The sequence below is a fragment of the Thermostichus sp. MS-CIW-15 genome, from assembly GCF_054060575.1.
This window is the reverse complement of the sequence record NZ_JBSSDI010000002.1, coordinates 63,680-81,515: the sequence shown is the minus strand read 5'-3', so window position 1 is coordinate 81,515 and position 17,836 is coordinate 63,680. Positions and strand designations below refer to the sequence as shown.

Sequence of the window (17,836 nt, the reverse complement as noted above, 5' to 3'; positions counted from 1 at the left end):
CGACCTCCTTCTCCCGATTTACTGTATACAGCTTATACAGCTCACTCCTTAATCATTCATTCCCTCACGCCAAAAATTCCAGCCGCTCCCCAATCTATCCATCCCCGCCCTCTTGTCCACCTGACTGCGAGAATAGCCATGATCTCCCTGCAAGAGATTCTGCAAGACCAGATCTTGCCCGGACACTGCTTCAGCCCTGCCTACTACATCCGCCCCGACATCCACAGCGGCCTGCTCTACAGCCGCGGAGGATACCGCTTGGCGGCCTTTCCCATGCCCCTGCTGGAAGCTCTCTACTCCGGCCTGCGCTATGAAACTGGCCAAGCCACCCGCGTCATTCTCTACAACTGTGGCCGCGATTGGGGAGAGGCATTTTTCCGCCGTGTTGAAGACGAGCTTTCCGGCTACTACCAGCAGCCGCTGCAGGAATTGCCGATGGGGATCTTCCTGGATGCCCTCAGCGATCTCTGGGCTACCCACGGCTGGGGACGCCTGGAGCTGGATTTTTCCGCCGCCGACCGCGGCCTGGTTCAAGCCAAGATCCGCAACTCCGGCTTTGCCCTGGCTGCTCGTGCCAGCCTTAGGCCGGAGGAACTGTCTGCGCGGCGGGAGCCGGCTGGCCATCTGGAGGCGGGCATGCTGGCCGGCCTCTTCTCCTTGCTCTCGGAACGGGATCTAGTCTGTGTGCAGACCACCTGCGAGTCCCTGGGGGCCGACCTCAACCGCTTCCTCATCGGCACCGCCCAGCGCCTGCACAATTGTGAAGAATGGGTGCGCAAAGGCCTCTCCCACGAGGAGATTTGGGATCGGCTGGCCGCCGGTTCCTAGGGAGGGATCCCTGCTGAAGACCCATGTTTCCAGGCTGGCAGAGAAGGAGAGAATTGAATTTTTCTGGGTCTTAAGACTTGTAAAGACAAAGACAAATCTCCCTGCTCAATCTTTCATCTTTTGCAAAGTTTTTTGGGCTCCTCGGCCAGTAGGTCCTCAACTGAGCAGCCGTCGAGATCCCAATTGCTAAGAAAGTTAGCTGTCCTTAGGGATCCCTGCGTAATATATTTTTTCACACGCTCCCCTACAAATTCGCCATCCTAAATATTAGCTATTCCAAGTCTTGAGCAGTTGCGAAGGGGGAGAGGCAATGAATGCTCAGCAACGGAGCCAAATCATCGCTTCGGAGTGGATGATCGACAGCCAAAATCCGGTTCATTCCATTTCCCGGCTGAAGCGGCGGGCAACTTACTCCGACGTTACCCTTTGGTGGCTGGTGGTGCAGCTCAATCTGAGCGAGCACAACTCCATTCATTCTGATCCTCGCTAGGATTGACAGCCCAAGGAGAGTCGGTTAGAAGGGAATTCCAGCCCAAAACATCCTCACTCACGAGTCCAACTCGAAAGTTAAAGCAAGCTAAAAAAACAAAAGAAGAGCTGAAACTTGAGGTAAGCAACTTCTCAAGCAACAGCTCTTCCGTTCAAGGCGAGACCAATAGAGAGAAGCGGGGATCCCGATGCTCCCTAATCTGTCGGGGGCAAAGCCGCCACCTGAGCCGGTTGCACCGGCAGGAGGGGCCGTTGCACAATTTCCGTCGGCAGGGCACTGCGCAACTGAGCAGCTACCGCCACCGTTGTAACGTCGTAGGTTTGGGTAGCCAGCCGCGGGTAGAGGCCAATGCCGAGAATCGGCAACAGCAGACAGAGAGCCACTGCCATTTCCCGCGGGCGCAGATCGCCCAGGTAGTCTTCCAACACCAAGCCGGGATCCTGAGCCCCATAGAACACCTGCCGCAGCATAGAGAGCAAGTAAATGGGCGTCAGAATAATGCCCACTGCCGCCAGCAGAGCAATTCCTGCCTTGAAGGTCGGCGCATAGGCATCGCTGGTGATCAAGCCCAAGAACACCGTCAGCTCGCCCACAAATCCGCTCATTCCGGGTAGCGCCAACGAGGCCAGGGATCCTGCTGTAAACAGGGCAAAGGCCTTCGGCATTTGCTTAGCCAACCCGCCCAACTTGTCGAGGGCAAGGGTGTGGGTGCGCTCGTAGGTGATCCCCGTCAGGAAGAACAAAACCGCAGCGATCAGACCGTGGGAGATCATCTGCAAGAGGGCGCCGTTGAGACCTAGCTCCGTAAAAGCGGCAATGCCGATCAAGACAAAGCCCATATGGGCAATGGAGGAATAGGCCAAGCGCCGCTTGAGGTAGTTTTGCCCCAGGGCGGCCAGGGCTCCGTAGACGATGTTCACTGTCCCCAGCACCGCCAGCACTGGCGCGAAGTACACATGCGCCTCCGACAAGATGCCCACGTTTAGGCGGATCAGGCCGTAGCCCCCCATCTTGAGCAGCACCCCGGCCAGGATCATGGAAATGGGCGCCGAGGCTTCGCTATGAGCATCCGGCAGCCAGGTGTGCAGCGGAAAGACCGGCAGCTTCACCCCAAAGGCAATTAGGAAAGCTGCATACGCCAAGATCTGGAGAGCCAGCGGATAGGACTTGGCCCCCAGCTCTGCCATCTCCAAGCTAAAGCCCTCGCTGCCAAAGGCCATCGCCAGGGATCCCACCAGAATGAAAATAGAGGCGGCAGCGGTGTAGAGGATAAACTTGGTGGCGGCGTACTGGCGCTGTGGCCCACCCCAGATGGCAATCAGGAGATAAACGGGCACCAGCTCGATCTCCCACATCAAGAAAAACAGGAGCAGATCCTGCGCCAAGAACACGCCCACCTGGGCGCCGTACATCAGCAGCAGCAGGAAGAAAAACAAACGCGGCTTGTGGGTGAGATTCCAAGCCGCCACGATCGCCAAAGTCGTAATCAAGCCCGACAGCAGCACCAGCGGGAAGGAGAGGCCATCCACCGCCAGCGACCAGTGGAACCCAATCTGGGGAACCCAGGCGTAGCGCTCCGCCAGTTGCAGCGAAAAATCCCGCAGGTCGTAGCGCTGCCCGAAGACATAGACCATCAGGCCCAAATCCAAAGCCCCCACAGCGAGGGCATACCAACGCGCCCAGCGGCTCTGGGGGAGCAGGGGGATCCCAAAGGCTGCCAGCAGCGGCAAGAGCACCAGGGCCGACAGCCAGGGAAACTCAAGAGAATTGCTCATGACCGGGAATAAATACTCATGCTCGATACCCCAATGATATGAAGCTATGTAAACAAATGGAAAGCGATTTTTACAGATCTGCGCTCTTGCGCAGATCTGGAGAAGGTTTCTCTGAGGCTAAGCCGGGAGGATTGCCAAGGGAGCGGCGATGGCAGCCCGGGTGGAAAGTTGCGCGGAGTTGGGCCCCCGCACTCCCTCGACACTGGGAACCAAGCAGGATCTACTCGTCTTCAGCGAAAACGAAGCGGTGCAACTCGTCCAGGGTAGGCTCAGGGCTTTCCAGCGCGAAAAGGACGGCATCCTCAATCACGGCGCTCACCTTTTCCTGAATGGCCTGGAAGTCCGCTTCAGTCATCAAGTTGTGTTCCAAGGCGTAGCGCTCCAGTCGTTTGATGGGATCCCGCTGCCGCCAGAATTCTTTTTCTTCCGGGCTGCGCAGCTCGTCGGGGTCGGCCAAAGAGTGGCCGCGGAAGCGATAGGTGAGGCACTCCAGCAAGGTGGGGCCTTCTCCGGCACGGGCGCGGGCGATGGCCTGTTGAGCTGCTTCCCGCACCGCCAGCACGTCCATGCCGTCTACTTGGTAGCCAGGCATGCCAAAGGCTGGGCCCTTGAGGTAGATGTCGGTTACCGAAGTGGCACGCCTGTGGGCCATGCCAATAGCCCAGAAGTTGTTCTCCACCACGTAGACGATAGGCAACTTCCAGAGGGCGGCCATGTTGAGACATTCGTAAAATTGGCCGTTGTTGCAGGCCCCATCCCCAAAAAAGCAGACGGTTACCTGGTCAGTGCCGCGGTACTTGGCCGAAAACGCTGCCCCTGTAGCCACAGGGATCCCTTCGGCCACAAAGGCATAGCCCCCCAAAAAGTTGTGCTCTGCCGAAAACAGATGCATGGAGCCGCCCCGACCCTTGCTGCAGCCAGTGGCCTTGCCGAAGAGCTCCGCCATCACCGCTCGCGGCGGGATCCCAGCGCTGAGGGCATGCACGTGATCCCGGTAGGTGCTGCAGACGTAGTCGGTGGGCTTGAGCGCCTTGATCACCCCCGTGGACACAGCCTCCTGCCCGTTGTACAGGTGCACAAAGCCGAACATCTTGCCCTTGTAGTACATCTCGGCGCACTTGTCCTCAAACAGGCGGCCCAGCACCATGTCTTCGTAGAGCATTCGAGCCTCTTCGGCGGAGATGCGGGGACTAGCCACGGGAGGGGTAAGTTCCTGAACCATTCTGAAATTCAATTGAGGGTAACCCGTTCTTGCGGCTTTTCAATTATCCCACGCTCAGGAACACCTGCGATCCCGCCAAGCTGGAGATCGCGGGGGATCCCAGCGGTAGACTGGAAGATTAAGGCAGGAGGCATTGCCGTTGCAGCAGCCACGTCGAAGTCGGAACCCCGTCCCGCTGAGGCGAAGACCTCAAGAGCAGGCACCCTGGCAAGGGTCTCGGGCGGCTGGGATCTCTCCCCCGAACCGGAACGGCTGGCCAACATAGCGGGGTGTGCCTATGGGAGCCCGTTGGGTTAGCGGTTTTGCGGCGGTCCTGTTTGCCCTGACGGTCACCCTGCTGGGGGGCTGGTACTTCACAGCAGCCATGGGGCTGATCATTTTCCTGGCCCAACTGGAGTTCTTCCGCCTGGTGCAGGCCAAGGGCAATGCGCCGGCCATGCGCACCACCATGTTGTCTAGCCAGGTGCTGGTGTTTTTGCAGCAGGCAAAGCCGGAATGGACCAGCCCTGCTTTTATTGTGGCGGGATCCATCATCTGTTTTTATTTGCTCTTTAAGCCCAAGGTGGCCACCATTGCCGACATTGCCACTTCGATTTTGGGGTTGTTTTACTGTGCGCTGTTGCCCAGCTTTTGGATCCGGGTCAGGGCCCTGTCTTTTTCCCAAGAGCTTGGGGAAGGACTGTGGATTACGCTGCTGGCCATCGGCTGTGTCATAGCAGCGGATGTGGCCGCCTATCTGTGTGGGCGGACCTTTGGGCGCACCAAGCTCTCCATCCTCAGCCCCAAGAAGACGGTGGAAGGGGCCGTAGCGGGGATTGCCGCCAGCATGGCCCTGGCTGTGGCGGGAGCCTACTACCTCAAGTGGCCGTGGAGCTGGCTGAGCGGCGGGGTGTTGGGGTTTTTAATTGGGCTGACCAGCCTGCTGGGGGATCTGACCGAATCGCTGATGAAGCGAGATGCCGGCGTCAAGGATTCCGGGGATCTCATCCCCGGCCACGGCGGCATTTTGGATCGGGGAGATAGCTACGTCTTTACCGGGCCCCTGGTGTTTTACTTTATGCAATGCCTGGAGTGGCTTAGCGCCTATTTCAATCGTTGACATACTTTAGCCGCATCTCTCAGGGCTGAGGGTATTGCGATAGCAGCGCGGAGCTGTGGGTCGGCGGCAAAACTCTCAACTGGGTTTGAGATAGCTAGAGTTGCGGGCAGAGGTCCGAGTTATTTTGTTCCTGAGCTTTTCATTGTTGCACTTCAGAGATAAACTGCCTAACATTTTCCAGACAGCAAAACCCCTGCGGGTTGTTGACCTGGCAGCCGCAGCGCTTGGCTTTGATGTGGGCGGCAATTTCCTCCAGAATGGCCTGGGGCGTTTTGGATCCCTTCAGCTCTTGCCGGATGCGCTGGCGCGTCCAGCCAAAACAGTAGCATACGGGCACGTCCTCGCCACTTTCTTTTTGAAAGACTGGAACCTTGAGGTCGTCAACCCCAAAGCTCTGACCTTGCTCAGAAAAATAAACAACAGGACAAATGGGATCCCGACAAAACGCATAGCTGCTGTCGGCATCCAATTGTGCCAAAGCTGGAGGAGATAGCAGGCTCTTCAGGGTAATCAGTTGAATTGAGATCCCCTGCTCCCCACTTCTTGGGCACAAGGGCTGCCAAGCACTAGCAGAAAATGGTACAAGGGGTTCTCTTGTCATGAGTTATCAAGCTGTTGTTGAAAGATGGCGCAAGAAGAGCTTTTCTCTTGCTCAGAAAATTTTTGTTGACACTTTTCAATGAGTGTTGACAACTCCCCTCTGAGTTCCTGCAGATGGGCAATTGACTTATCGATTTGTCTGAGCTTTTCGGTTAGCTTTACGTACACCTGCCAACAGGGCAAAGCCTGCCCATTCTCCTGAAGCAAGAGCAGTTCCTTGATCTCGGCTAGGGTAAGTCCCAAAGCCTTGGCGCGGGCGATGAAAGCCAGCCGCTCCAGCTCAGGCTCCCCGTAGAGGCGGTAGCCCCCCTCTGTCCTACGGGGCTTGGGGATGAGCCCCAGGCGCTCGTAGAAGTAGAGGGTTTGGGGGCTGATGCCCAACTTCTCGGCTACCTGACCCACCCGCAGCAGCTCAGACATGCCGGGTTCTCTACCCTCTCTCCAGAAGCTCTCTTAGCCTAAACCCTGTAGCTAACTACAGGGTCAAGAGGGATCCCCAGAAAGCCCACCTCCCCAAAAGAGCCCGACGGCTGGGAGTAAGCTTGCTAACCTAGTTAGGGTAGTCCCTTGAGCAACCCAGCCTCCGCATGACTGCTGCACCTTCCCTCGCCCACCTGCCCAGCCAGTACAACCCCTTTGAGACCGAGCCGAAGTGGCAGCGCTTTTGGGAGGAAAAGGGGTTTTACGTAGCGGATCCCAAGGCGCCGGGAGAAGCCTTCAGCATGGTGCTGCCCCCGCCCAATGTCACCGGCAGCCTACACATGGGCCATGCCTTTGCCTTTACCCTGCCCGATGTGGTGGTGCGCTACAAGCGCATGCGCGGCTACAACGTCCTCTGGCTGCCGGGCACGGATCACGCCAGCATTGCCGTGCACACCATCCTGGAAAACCAACTGCGCCAGGAGGGCAAGAGCCGCTTTGAGCTGGGCCGCGAGGCTTTTCTGGAGCGGGCCTGGGCCTGGAAGGAGCAATCCCAGGGCACCATCAAAAGCCAACTGCGGCGGCTGGGCCTGTCGCTGGACTGGACGCGGGATCGCTTTACCCTCGACGAGGGCCTGAGCCGGGCAGTTACGGAAGCCTTTGTCCGCCTCTACGAAGCAGGGCTGATCTATCGGGGCGAGTATTTGGTCAACTGGTGTCCGGCCACCCAGTCAGCAGTCTCCGACATCGAGGTGGACAACAAAGAGGTCAAGGGCCACCTCTGGCATTTCCGCTACCCCTTGGCCGCCGATCCCGGCCAGTACCTGGTGGTGGCCACCACCCGCCCGGAGACGATGCTGGGGGATACAGCCGTGGCGGTCCACCCCCAAGACGAGCGCTACCGCCATCTCATCGGCCAGTTTGTGCGGCTGCCCATCAAGGATCGCCTCATCCCCATCATCGCCGACGAGTATGTGGATCCCACCTTTGGGTCTGGCTGCGTCAAGGTCACCCCGGCCCACGACCCCAACGACTTTGAGATGGGCCGGCGCCACCAGTTGCCCTTGATCAACATTCTCAACAAGGACGGCACCCTCAACGAGAACGGGGATCCCTTCACCGGCCTGGATCGCTTTGTGGCCCGCGAGAAGGTGGTGCAGTGGTTTGCTGAGCACGGCCTGCTGGAGAAGGTGGAGGAGTACACCCACAGCGTGCCCTACAGCGACCGCGGGGGTGTGCCCATTGAGCCGCTGCTCTCCATTCAGTGGTTTTGCGATGTTTCCGGGATGGCGGCCCGCTGCTTGCAGGAGGAGCGGGAACACCACAACCCCCGCTTTATTCCGGAGCGCTGGACCAAGGTTTACACGGGCTGGCTGGAGAAGCTGCGCCCCTGGTGTATCTCGCGGCAACTGTGGTGGGGGCACCAGATCCCGGCCTGGTATCCGGTCATCGACGGCCAGCTCCCTGAGGATCCGCAGGCTTTTGTGGTGGCCCGCAACGCCGAAGAGGCGTGGGCCAAGGCGCGGGAGAAGTTCGGCCCCGACGTGGAGCGGCTGGAGCGGGATCCCGATGTGTTGGACACCTGGTTTAGCTCGGCGCTGTGGCCTTTTTCCACGCTGGGCTGGCCAGAGGAGACGGAGGACTTCAAGCGCTACTACCCCACCTCCCTGATGTCTACGGGCTTCGACATCATCTTCTTCTGGGTGGCCCGCATGGCCATGATGGGGGTGCAGTTTACCGGCCAGATCCCCTTCAAAGATGTCTACATCAACGGCCTGGTGCGGGACGAGCACGGGGCGAAGATGTCCAAGTCCAAGGGCAACGGCATCGATCCCATCGAGCTCTTGGACAAGTACGGCACCGACGCCCTGCGCTACGCTCTGGTCAGGGAAGTGGTGGGGGCCGGGCAGGATATCCGCTTGGCTTACGACCGCAAGACCGGCGAGAGCGCCAGCGTCGAGGCGGCCCGCAACTTTGCCAACAAGATCTGGAACGCCTCCCGCTTTGTGCTGCTGAACCTAGAGGGGCAAACCCCCGCCCAACTGGGATCCCCGGCTCCGGAGGGGCTGGAGCTGGCCGATCGCTGGATCCTGTCGCGGCTGCACTCCACGGCCACCCAGGTTATTGAAGAGCTGGAAGCCTACGGCCTGGGCGAGGGGGCGCGGCTCTTGTACTCCCTGATTTGGGATGACTTTTGTGACTGGTACATCGAGCTGGTCAAGCCGCGGCTGCGGCGGGAAGACCCCACCTCCAAGCGCACGGCACAGCAGGTGTTGGCCAGCGTGCTGGAGACCATCCTCCGGCTGCTGCACCCCTGGATGCCCCACGTCACCGAAGAAGTCTGGCAACTCCTCACCCAGGCCAACCAAGCCACCTCCATCTCCGTCCAGCCCTATCCCACCCCCGACCCCAGCTGGGTTAACCCGCAACTGGAGCGGGAGTTTGGCCTGGTGATCCAGACCATCAGCAGCCTGCGCAACCTGCGGGCAGAGGCTGGCCTTAAGCCGCATCAGACCATCGCCGCCTTTCTGGTTACCGCCGATCCGGACGAGCAGCGGATCCTCACCACCGCCCAGGCCTACATCCGCGAGCTGGCCAAGGTGGAGTCCTTAGAAATCACGGGATCCCTGGCCAGGGATCCCAAGCAGGTGGCGGCTGCCGTAGTGGGCACAGTGCAGGTGCTGGTGCCCCTGGCAGGGCTGGTGGATGTGGAGGCGCTGCGGGCCAAGGTGCAAAAAGATCTGGCCAAGCTGGAAAAAGAAGCCCAAGGGATCCGCGCCCGCCTGGAGAACCCCAATTTCCTCAGCCGGGCCAACCCCGAAGTGGTGCAGGCCAGCCGCGAGCAACTGGCGGAGCTGGAGGCCCAGATGCAGCTTTTGCAAGCCCGCATGGAAAAGTTGGGCTAGAGCAGTGGGGAGCGCTCTCCTTGGCGGCTCTTGCCCTGGGCAGCCGACTTTCGTAGCCTCGAGCTTAATGGCACCGGCTATTTTTGCGAAATTGCAGTGGCCATTCCCCATCTCTGTGTTACGATAAGGCTTAGCTCGAGATAAATGTCGGTTGTAGCGTTCGGATCTTCCGGTCTGGACGGGTTTTCACGTTTTGTATTGGCAGACGGCTCTCCGAATATCTCGCTTGTTCCTCTGTCTTTCGGAGATCGTCGATGTCGATTTATGTAGGTAACCTTTCCTTTAAGGTGACGGAAGCGGAATTGGCCGCTGTGTTTGCCGAGTACGGTTCTGTGAAGCGGGTGCAGATCCCCACCGACCGCGAGACGGGCCGCATCCGCGGCTTTGGGTTTGTGGAAATGAGCTCTGAGGCCGAAGAGCAGGCTGCCATTGCCGCTCTGGATGGCGCGGAATGGATGGGCCGCGACCTCAAGGTCAACAAGGCTCGCCCGCGGGAAGAACGCCCCACCTCCGGTTTCCGCTCTGGTAACGGCGGCGAGCGGCGGCGCAACTTCCAATCTCGCTATTAACTCGCTATTAAAACGTCAACCCCTCACCCCCGGCCCCTCTCCCAGAGGGAGAGGGGGGTTGGGGATCGAGACAACGAGCCTTTTCTTGCAACTAAGCCGGCGGTTTGTCCGGCCAGGGCTCTGTCAGGTCAACGGCTAGGGGATCCCAGTCCCAGCCCCAGTCGCGGGCAATGGCCTGGGTGAGGCCCAACTGGCCAGCGCCCGGGTAGCGGGCCAGGGCCAACAGGAGATCCACCAGTTGCTCGCCAGTGGGGGTGCGGCCAAAAATGTGCAGCCCATCCCGGATCTGGGATTCTTTGAGCTCGCAGAGGTAGCCATCGAGGCGGCCCCAGTCTTCCTCTTTCTCCAGGTTGAACTGCCAGTCCAGCTGCTCTCGGCGAACCAGCTCTTGGATCTGGGCGCGAATCAGGGGGCAGCGGCCCGGATCCATCTGCTGGGCCTCGTAGTACTCGTCCATCAGCCGCTCCAACTCTGCCAAGGGGCCGTAGAGCTCGGCGCGGGTCAGGGGCGGGGTGAGGTGGTCGAGGATCACCGCTTGGGCCCGCCGCTTGGCCTGGGATCCTTCGCCGGGGTCGTTGACGATGAAAGGATAGAAGTGGGGCAGAGGCCCTAGGGCAATTTCTGGGTAGCAGGTGGCGGAAAGGGCGGATCCCTTGCCGGGCAGCCACTCCAGGTTGCCGTGCTTGCCCACATGCACCACCGCGTGGACGCCGAACACCTGGCGCAGCCACAGGTAAAAGGCCAGGTACTCGTGGGGTGGCACCAGATCCGGAGCGTGGTAGTTCAAAGAGGGATCCCGGTCGTATCCCCGCGGCGGCTGGATCCCGACAAAAACGTGCTCCAACTGCAGGCCGACAATGGGGATGTCGTGGGCAGGCGGATCCCCCCACTGCCGCAGCAGATCGCCTTGGACAGCGGCAGGCAACTGGGCAAACCACTCCCGATAGAGGGCAGCCGGCAGCACCTGCCGCGCCGGGCGTAGGGATCCCAGCGGATCATAGGTTTGGCCCTGGGTTAGCCAGCGGATGAGCTCATCTCCGCTCTGGGGCAGTGGACAGGCGCGGTAGCCGGCTTGCGCCAGGGCTTTGAGGATCTCGACGCAGCTTGCCGGTGTATCCAACCCTACCCCATTGGCCAGCCGCCCATCCCGGCTGGGGTAGTTGGCCAAAATCAAGGCCAGACGGCGCTGCTCGGCAGGGGTGCGCCGCAGCTTTACCCAGTTGGCCGCCAGCTCGGCCACAAACGCCACCCGATCCGGCACGGCCTCATAGGCCATGATCTCCGTCTGTAGGCGGGGATCCCACTGTTGAACCGTCTTGAACGAGATGGCCCGGCTGAGGATGCGCCCGTCCACCTCTGGCAGCACCACGTTCATGGCCAGATCCCGCGCCCCCAAGCCTCGCGTGGCGTTCTCCCAGCGCTCCCGCGACCCGCTGCTCAAGACCACCTGCACAACCGGCACATCCAGCTCCTGCCAAAGGCGAACATCGGGCTGCTCGCTCTCCAGCCGAGCGAGGGAAAAACTGGTGGTGTTCAACAAAAGTTCAATTTGGCCGCCGAAGTGCTCCCGCATGGCCTGGGGCAAGTCCGGCTCCTGCAGGCTGTAGGTATAAAGACACAGCGGCTGCAACCCCCGCTCCTGCAGGGCTTCGGCCAGGGCATCTATGGGCTGCGTATTCCCCGCCAAAACATGGGCCCGGTAGAGCAGGATCCCTACCTTGGGGGCGTGGGGATCCCTGGGCAGGGGGGGATGGTAGATCCCCAGGCGGGGCAGCACCTGCGGCTCCGGCACGGCGTACTCCTGCCCCAGGAACTCCCTGGCCAAGAGTTTCAAGCAGGCCGCCACATTGGCCGCCCCCCCTTCCAGCCAGTACTGCCACACCCGGTCTGCCACCGCTAGGGGCACGGTGGAGTGGCTGACCAAATCCCAGTCGGGGCGGTCATCCCCAGGGATCACAATCAGGGTGGATCCCGCTGCTGCCGCTACCTCTTTGGCCACCTCCAGGCCATAGCTCCAGTAGGCCCTTCCCCCCAAAAGGCGAAGGAGCACCACCTGGGCCCGCCGCAACACTTTCTCGGCGTAGTCGTCGATGCTCAGGGGCTGTTGCAACTGCAGCAAATTGGCCGCCCGCACCGCTGGAAAATCAGCCGGCAGCAGCCGCATCGCCGCGCTCAAGGCCGTCAGATCCGTGTCGGCTGCCGACAGGACAACGATGGGGGCCGGATCCTGCTCCAGGAAAACGACCCCGCCTTGCGAAGGATCCCATCCCCCTGGCAAAGCGGCTATCCGATGCATAGAGCCAGCGCCAAGCGCTCCGCCAGTAACTTCTCCTCAGCGTACACCTCAGCTTAGCGACCGTACTTAAGCACAAAAGCAGCCTGCCCGCCGGCGCTGGTCTGGCCGGGAAAAGTTCCCTGGTTGACACTCCCACCCAGGGGATTCTTACGCAGCCCAAAATGGACTCGCGAAGGCGCTGTCAAGACGCCCCTAGACAGTCCTTTGAGGCATAACCTCAAAGTTCTGCTTACTTCGGACTTAAGTTCCTCCAGGTTAGTTATTGCCGCGCGGGTTTTGCACCGCAGTAGGTTGTTTTCCTGGAGAAGCTCTGTACTAACTATAACAAAGAAGCAACTAAAGTTGCTCAAGGGCTTTTCCGCCCCGCACTCAAGTACGGGGCTACCAAGCTATCCTCTTGTGTACTTGCGCAAGAAAACATCGCTGCTCCCCGCCGAGCTTTGGCCAAAAAAGTTTCCCTCGGTTACCCCTGCCACCCAAACATTTCCCTGGGCATCAATCGCGATGGCGCGGGCTTCGTCAGAGGAAGGGGTGCCCAACTGGCGCAGCCAAGGGCCGCGACCACACCCAAAACCTAAGCCGACACAAGCTAAGCCGCCCAGAACTGCTCTAGCCAGTGCCTGTCTCCTGCTCATAGGCCCTCTTTTCCGAGCTACTCCCCGTTTCATTCCCTCCCACACCCCTGTCTGGTCGAGGGCAATCAAATCCTCCGCTGGAATATCCCTGACTTCTTGACTATAAGCTAGTCGTTCTCTTTGCACCTCTTCTTCTTGGTCTCTCGCACTGCGGTAAGTCTTTTTTTAGAGTCATTCCTTGCTTTTTCAAGAGATTGTGTATCGTGACGGTACTCACATCAATCGCTAAGCCCTCCCGCAAGAGTTCTTGATACTGCCACAGGTAGAAGTCTGGTTGTTCCGCAATAATTGCCATCACTTTCTTGAGAATCTTCCCTCAAAGCGATCCCCGCCCGGAAGGGCTAGGAAGAGCTGAAAATCCTCTTCCCTACCATTGTGGGAGGTAGCTGTCATTAGCAAGAAATGGCGCGTTAGCTGGGAGAGCAACTTACCTAGCTTATAGCGCTTGGTTTCCTTGACTTCTCCGCCGAAAAAAGAGGCCGAGAGCTTGTGAGCCTCATTGACAGCAATCAAATCCCAATCTGTTGCCTTCAGCTTTTCTTGCAGCGCCTCATCTCGGCTCAGTTTATCCAGCCGGGCAATCAGCAAAGGGATCTCTTGAAACAAATTTCCCGTTCGCGCAGCTTCAATCCGCTGCAGCACTAGGCTGCCAGGACAGACAATGAGACAACGGTGCAGATTGCCGCGAATCAAGAGCCCCGCCATAACTCTCTTGCCGGCGCCGGGATCTTCAGCCAGCAAAAAGCGCAGCGGCTGCCGCGTCAGCATTTTTTCATAGACGGCGCTAATCTGGTAGGGCAGAGGTTCCGCCAGGGAGGTATGAACTGGAAGTAGGGGATTGAAAAGTGGGCTAGACGAATTCGTTAGGCTTCGGAAACCAGCGGGAACAGAGCCTCATCTCCCTTGAAGTTCCAGAAAAATCCCTCGGCTACAACTTCTGGGGCCGTCTCTTTGTCCCGAAACACTCCCCCGACTAAAGTCGGGGGATTCCTACGCAGTCCACAAGCGGACTCATCAAGTCGTTGTCAAGACGCCCCTACACAGTTCTCTAGGGCAAAGCCCTAAGGTTCTGCTTACTTCTCTGAGCAACGCCCCCACCCCAGGCACTGGAAGGAAGAAAGCCGGGATCGCCTACAGAGATAGGCCCAGCTTCAGTCCCAGCAAAGCATGGGCGAAGAGCACGCAGAGGATGAGGCTGCCTAAGTAGGCATGGGTGGTGCGCAGGGCCTCGCGGTTGCCCCCAAAGCCACTTAGGGACAGGGCACCGTTGGCTGCCAACAGCAGCAACACCAGGGATCCCGTCCAAAAATGGGGGCTGCTCAGCAGGGGCTGGCCCTGCATGACCAAGGAGAGAAGGCCGCCGGTGTAGCCTAGGGCAATGAAGGTGGCCATCCAAGGGGCCAGCTTGCGGTGATCCCAAAGCGGCTTTTGGGCCGATTCCGGCAGGGATCCCTCGGCTGCTAGGCGCAAGACCCGCCCCCGCCAGCCGGTCAGGCCGACAAAGCTGCCCATGACCACTACCACAATGCCCATCATCAAAGGATGTCCCCATTCCACGATTGGCTGGGGCAGGTTGAAGCCGGCAAAAAACTGGGCCACCGGCTGCAAGGCAGCCGTCAACCTCTCCGAAGTTGCCGACAGATCGGGCAGAGCCACACTCAGCATAGGGATCCCTCCACCTTCGGGACAACTACAACTTCTTAACAAATCTACAACAAACCCACTTTCGATGACAGATGCCGGCGGGAAGCTTCAGGGGGTGTAGCCGCAACGGTAAAATGTCTAGCGGTGAAGCCGTGGTCGGCCACAGATCTTCGGCTGCCGCCTGCTGATGAGCAAAACGGAGTTATTCACATGGCCAAGTTGTTGTTGGGGGATCAGTCCTTTGAAGTTGAGCTGCTGACGGATGTGCCCACCAATTGGCCTGGAATTAAAGTCATGTCCAAGGGCGCCAAACTGGATATCCCAGCAGGAACAGTGGTGAGGGTGGAGTCGGAAGATGACCATGTAACCGGCTCTTACAAGGTGGTTTATCGTCTGGCTCCCGCCTATCCTCGCAGTTGGCGGCTGCTTCTGGAGCGGGAGAGTGCCGCTGCACCGCAAGCGGAAGCGGCTCCAGCGACCAAACCTGCTCAGGTTGCCCCTTCGGCAGCCTCGTCCCTGCCCAACAGCGACAAGATCTTCACCATCAAGGTAGCCGGTCTGGTGGGAGGGGGCGTGCGCAAAAGCGTTGTCGAGTACAAAGTGCCCTTCAGCCGCCTTTCTCAAGAAGTAAAGCGGATTACCCAAAGGGGGGGCAAGATCGTCAGCATTACGGAGTCCAATTTGTTGAGCAACCTCGACTAACTTGCCTGGAAGGCATCTGGGGCGGTGGGCTTTGGCTCTGCTGCCACTTCTATGGGCTGGGGTGCTACCTGGGCGAGGAAAGGGATCCCTGGGCGTTTTGGAGGGAACCACGGGCAAGGGCTTCCCTATCCCCAACCAGGAGATGGGGGTGGTAGGCTGACGTTGGTTTTGCCGGTGAGGAGGAGGACATGACGTCTCGACAGCCGCCGACGCGCCGGGGCGGCCATCCAGTTCCTAGGGCAAAAAGGGGATCCCCCTTCCTGGGCCGAAGTCTTTCTAGCTCTGCGCAGCGACCGCCAACCCAGTTGCGCTTCCGGCTGCTCCGCTTCTTGGCTTTGTTGACCACAGTGCTGGGATTTGGGACGGGAGCCCTGGTGGCCTGGGCCACTGCCCATCCTGGTTGGGTGAGCCGCCTGTCGGGGCTGCTGCCACCCCCAGCCGAGTTGCCAGCGCCTCGGGCCGAGGCCAAGGCAGCCCGACAGCGCCCGCCCCTCCCCCAACAGCCGCAACTGCAGCGGGATCCCTTTGCGTTGGATCCCTTGGCCAGCCTCTCCTACGTGCCCGCCATCATGTATCACGATGTGGTGGCCGGCCGCAAAGAGGTTTGGTTTGACACCACGGCGGCGGAGCTGCGACAGCACTTTGAAGCCATCAAGCAGGCGGGGCTGATTCCCATCCACATCGACCAGCTTTACAAACACCTGCGAGATGGGGATCCCTTGCCGGAAAAGGCCATTTTGCTCACCTTTGACGACGCCTACCTTGGGCTTTACGAAAACGCCTACCCGCTTTTGAAGGAGTACAACTACCCCGCCACCTACTTTGTGCAGACCGGCTTTGTCGGCGTGCCCACCAGCAAAGATCACTTCACCTGGGATCAGATGCGGGAGATGGACGCCAGTGGGTTGATCGACTTTGCCGCCCACACCGTTAACCATCCCCCTGACCTACGGGTGCTAGACGATGCCCGCCTGCGGCGAGAGGTGTTTGACTGCAAGACCAAGCTGGAAGAGGAGCTGGGCCACCCCATCCACTACTTCGCCTATCCGGAAGGCAATCGGGACGAGCGGGTAAAGCAATACCTGGCCGAGGCGGGTTACTGGATGGCCTTTACGATGGATCCCGGCTTTACGGGACAGTCGCCCAACTTGCTGGAGGTACGGCGCTTTAACCAGTTTCGCATCACCGAGGCCATCATCGGCGCCCGCACCTTCACCCTCAGCCGCAGCCCCGACTACTGGCTGGATGTGACTCAGCCCCTGGCCCCGACCGATGAGGTCATTGACGGGGTGAGGATCCTCACCATCCGCGGCGGACGGGCAGCCACGGTGCACGCGGAGCGGCGCTACGAGGTGAGAACCTTGGCCCAGCGCTACCAGGCCGATGCCGGCATCAACGGCAGCTTCTTCTCCATTCCTTGGATCAACTCCGCCAGCAACGTCATGGTGGGACCGGTGATGGCCGCCAACCACAAGACGTTCATCCCCGGTCGCCCCGAAGACGACAAGGTGGTGCGCGGTCGCCCCCTGGTGCTGCTGGGCAGGGATCGGCTGCGCTTTGTGCCTTTTGATCCCGACACGATGACTCAGCTCGACAACCTTCGCCAGCTCATGCCGGATGTCACGGACCTGTTTGTGGCGGGCTTGTGGCTGGTCAAGGATGGCCGGGCCCTTTCGCCAGCGGAGATTGACTCGTTTCGCCTCTCTAGCGCCGCCGAGTTCCGACCCCGCGCCTTTTTTGGGGTGGACGACCAGGATCAGGTGGTAATCGGAGTTACCAAAACCCACGTCAACGCCGCCATCCTGGCTAGCCTATTGCCCAAAATCGGGATCCGCGAGGCGGTGCTGCTGGACTCTGGCTTTAGCACTTCGTTGGTTTACCGAGGAGAAATTCTGGCCACTGGCCATGCCGGCCCCAACCAGCCCAGCCGCCCGGTGCCCCATGCCATTTTGCTCTACGACCTAACCCGTTTGTGGAGGGAGGATCCCCAGCAGCAGGCAAGCGCCAACTCTCCCGGCAGCCGGCTGGAGGGGCTGGTGCAGTTGCTCCCCAGCGGCGACCAGGAAGTGGCCAAGGCGCAGCTGGAGAGCATCCTGGCCGGCCAGCGCACCCTCAAGCGGGGGGAGCGGGGCCCGGCCGTGGTGGCGGTGCAACTGGGCTTAAGCCGCCTGGCCGCTCAGCAGGGACGGCTGGATCTGCTCCCCTCTGGCCCCGATGGGGTGTATGGCAATGAGGTGGCCCAGGCAGTGGCAGAGTTGCTGTTGACCGATCGCGTCAGCGGGACGGAGTCCTTAGCTGGGGGCGGTGAGACGGGATCCCCGCAAACAACCCCCACTCCCCTGGTGGCGGGAACGGCAACCCTGTCCCGATCGCGTCCGTGGGACGGAGTCCTTAGGGTGGATGCCATCGATGCTCAACTGCTGCAACGCTTACTGGAGCGGGTTAATCTCGCCCCAGCCTCTGTGTTGGTGGATACCCGTCTGGAGCGGCCAACTTGGCCTCTGGAGCGCAAGCCGACCCGGAAGCTGCTGCCGAGAGCGGCTCTGGATTGACATACTCCCCACAGCCATAGCTGCAAAGAGTTGGTGAGCGCAGCGATTTAACCTCAAGCTGAGGCCAAAGCCAGGCTAGGCCCCCCTGGTTTGCAGGG

Annotated in this window: 14 protein-coding genes and 2 pseudogenes; 7 read left to right on the top strand and 9 right to left on the bottom strand. The window is 60.0% G+C overall.

Going from position 1 to position 17,836, the window contains the following annotated elements; all coding sequences use genetic code 11:
- Window positions 1–138 precede the first annotated feature (138 nt).
- Complete coding sequence (locus ACVW0R_RS01135) at window positions 139–828, top strand: V4R domain-containing protein (RefSeq protein WP_457390875.1); 690 nt, start codon at window positions 139–141, stop codon at window positions 826–828.
- A gap of 310 nt (window positions 829–1,138) precedes the next feature.
- Window positions 1,139–1,318 (top strand): hypothetical protein, encoded by a 180-nt coding sequence (locus tag ACVW0R_RS01130; RefSeq protein WP_011429425.1) that lies wholly within the window; start codon window positions 1,139–1,141, stop codon window positions 1,316–1,318.
- A gap of 194 nt (window positions 1,319–1,512) precedes the next feature.
- On the opposite strand, the gene ACVW0R_RS01125 is transcribed toward ACVW0R_RS01130, so the two are convergent.
- Window positions 1,513–3,093 carry an NAD(P)H-quinone oxidoreductase subunit 4 gene (locus ACVW0R_RS01125; RefSeq protein WP_457501503.1) on the bottom strand — a complete coding sequence of 527 codons (1,581 nt, stop codon included), beginning with the start codon at window positions 3,091–3,093 and terminating at the stop codon, window positions 1,513–1,515.
- Window positions 3,094–3,313: 220 nt separating this feature from the next.
- Complete coding sequence (gene pdhA, locus ACVW0R_RS01120) at window positions 3,314–4,315, bottom strand: pyruvate dehydrogenase (acetyl-transferring) E1 component subunit alpha (protein ID WP_457501502.1); 1,002 nt, start codon at window positions 4,313–4,315, stop codon at window positions 3,314–3,316.
- Between the two features lie 277 nt (window positions 4,316–4,592).
- Here pdhA and ACVW0R_RS01115 point away from each other — a divergent pair, with 277 nt between their 5' ends.
- Window positions 4,593–5,414, top strand: a complete 822-nt coding sequence (locus ACVW0R_RS01115) for a phosphatidate cytidylyltransferase (protein WP_011429420.1) — start codon at window positions 4,593–4,595, stop codon at window positions 5,412–5,414.
- 139 nt (window positions 5,415–5,553) lie between these two features.
- On the opposite strand, the gene ACVW0R_RS01110 is transcribed toward ACVW0R_RS01115, so the two are convergent.
- Both ACVW0R_RS01110 and ACVW0R_RS01105 read right to left on the bottom strand, forming a co-directional pair.
- The gene (locus ACVW0R_RS01110) at window positions 5,554–6,015 is read right to left on the bottom strand and encodes a putative iron-sulfur cluster-binding metallochaperone (protein WP_049749709.1); all 462 of its coding nucleotides are present in this window, start codon (window positions 6,013–6,015) and stop codon (window positions 5,554–5,556) included.
- Window positions 6,012–6,434 (bottom strand): heavy metal-responsive transcriptional regulator, encoded by a 423-nt coding sequence (locus tag ACVW0R_RS01105; protein WP_457501501.1) that lies wholly within the window; start codon window positions 6,432–6,434, stop codon window positions 6,012–6,014. Before ACVW0R_RS01105 ends, ACVW0R_RS01110 begins: the two co-directional genes overlap by 4 nt.
- Before the next feature lie 167 nt (window positions 6,435–6,601).
- Here ACVW0R_RS01105 and ACVW0R_RS01100 point away from each other — a divergent pair, with 167 nt between their 5' ends.
- Together ACVW0R_RS01100 and ACVW0R_RS01095 are read left to right on the top strand one after the other, a co-directional pair.
- The gene (locus ACVW0R_RS01100) at window positions 6,602–9,340 is read left to right on the top strand and encodes a valine--tRNA ligase (protein WP_457501500.1); all 2,739 of its coding nucleotides are present in this window, start codon (window positions 6,602–6,604) and stop codon (window positions 9,338–9,340) included.
- 254 nt (window positions 9,341–9,594) lie between these two features.
- The gene (locus ACVW0R_RS01095) at window positions 9,595–9,909 is read left to right on the top strand and encodes an RNA recognition motif domain-containing protein (protein ID WP_457501499.1); all 315 of its coding nucleotides are present in this window, start codon (window positions 9,595–9,597) and stop codon (window positions 9,907–9,909) included.
- Window positions 9,910–10,000: 91 nt separating this feature from the next.
- On the opposite strand, the gene cobN is transcribed toward ACVW0R_RS01095, so the two are convergent.
- The 5 genes and pseudogenes from cobN to ACVW0R_RS01070 all read right to left on the bottom strand — a co-directional run bounded on the left by cobN (window position 10,001) and on the right by ACVW0R_RS01070 (window position 14,505).
- Window positions 10,001–12,205, bottom strand: coding sequence for a cobaltochelatase subunit CobN (cobN, locus tag ACVW0R_RS01090; RefSeq protein ID WP_099812448.1), 2,205 nt, complete (start codon window positions 12,203–12,205; stop codon window positions 10,001–10,003).
- Between the two features lie 389 nt (window positions 12,206–12,594).
- The gene (locus ACVW0R_RS01085; protein ID WP_071813496.1) at window positions 12,595–12,840 is read right to left on the bottom strand and encodes an SBBP repeat-containing protein; all 246 of its coding nucleotides are present in this window, start codon (window positions 12,838–12,840) and stop codon (window positions 12,595–12,597) included.
- 12 nt (window positions 12,841–12,852) lie between these two features.
- Window positions 12,853–13,144, bottom strand: a pseudogene (locus tag ACVW0R_RS01080) (IS630 family transposase); the annotation flags it as partial.
- A 2-nt stretch (window positions 13,145–13,146) separates the two neighbouring features.
- Window positions 13,147–13,805, bottom strand: a pseudogene (locus tag ACVW0R_RS01075) (DEAD/DEAH box helicase); the annotation flags it as partial.
- Between the two features lie 166 nt (window positions 13,806–13,971).
- Window positions 13,972–14,505: a DUF4079 domain-containing protein gene (locus tag ACVW0R_RS01070; RefSeq protein ID WP_457501498.1), complete on the bottom strand. Its 534-nt coding sequence runs from the start codon at window positions 14,503–14,505 to the stop codon at window positions 13,972–13,974.
- Window positions 14,506–14,694: 189 nt separating this feature from the next.
- Between ACVW0R_RS01070 and ACVW0R_RS01065 the strand changes: the two genes are divergently transcribed.
- Together ACVW0R_RS01065 and ACVW0R_RS01060 are read left to right on the top strand one after the other, a co-directional pair.
- Window positions 14,695–15,186, top strand: a complete 492-nt coding sequence (locus ACVW0R_RS01065; protein WP_099812449.1) for a phycobilisome linker polypeptide — start codon at window positions 14,695–14,697, stop codon at window positions 15,184–15,186.
- 188 nt (window positions 15,187–15,374) lie between these two features.
- Complete coding sequence (locus tag ACVW0R_RS01060) at window positions 15,375–17,738, top strand: polysaccharide deacetylase family protein (RefSeq protein ID WP_414389985.1); 2,364 nt, start codon at window positions 15,375–15,377, stop codon at window positions 17,736–17,738.
- Window positions 17,739–17,836: the final 98 nt, after the last annotated feature.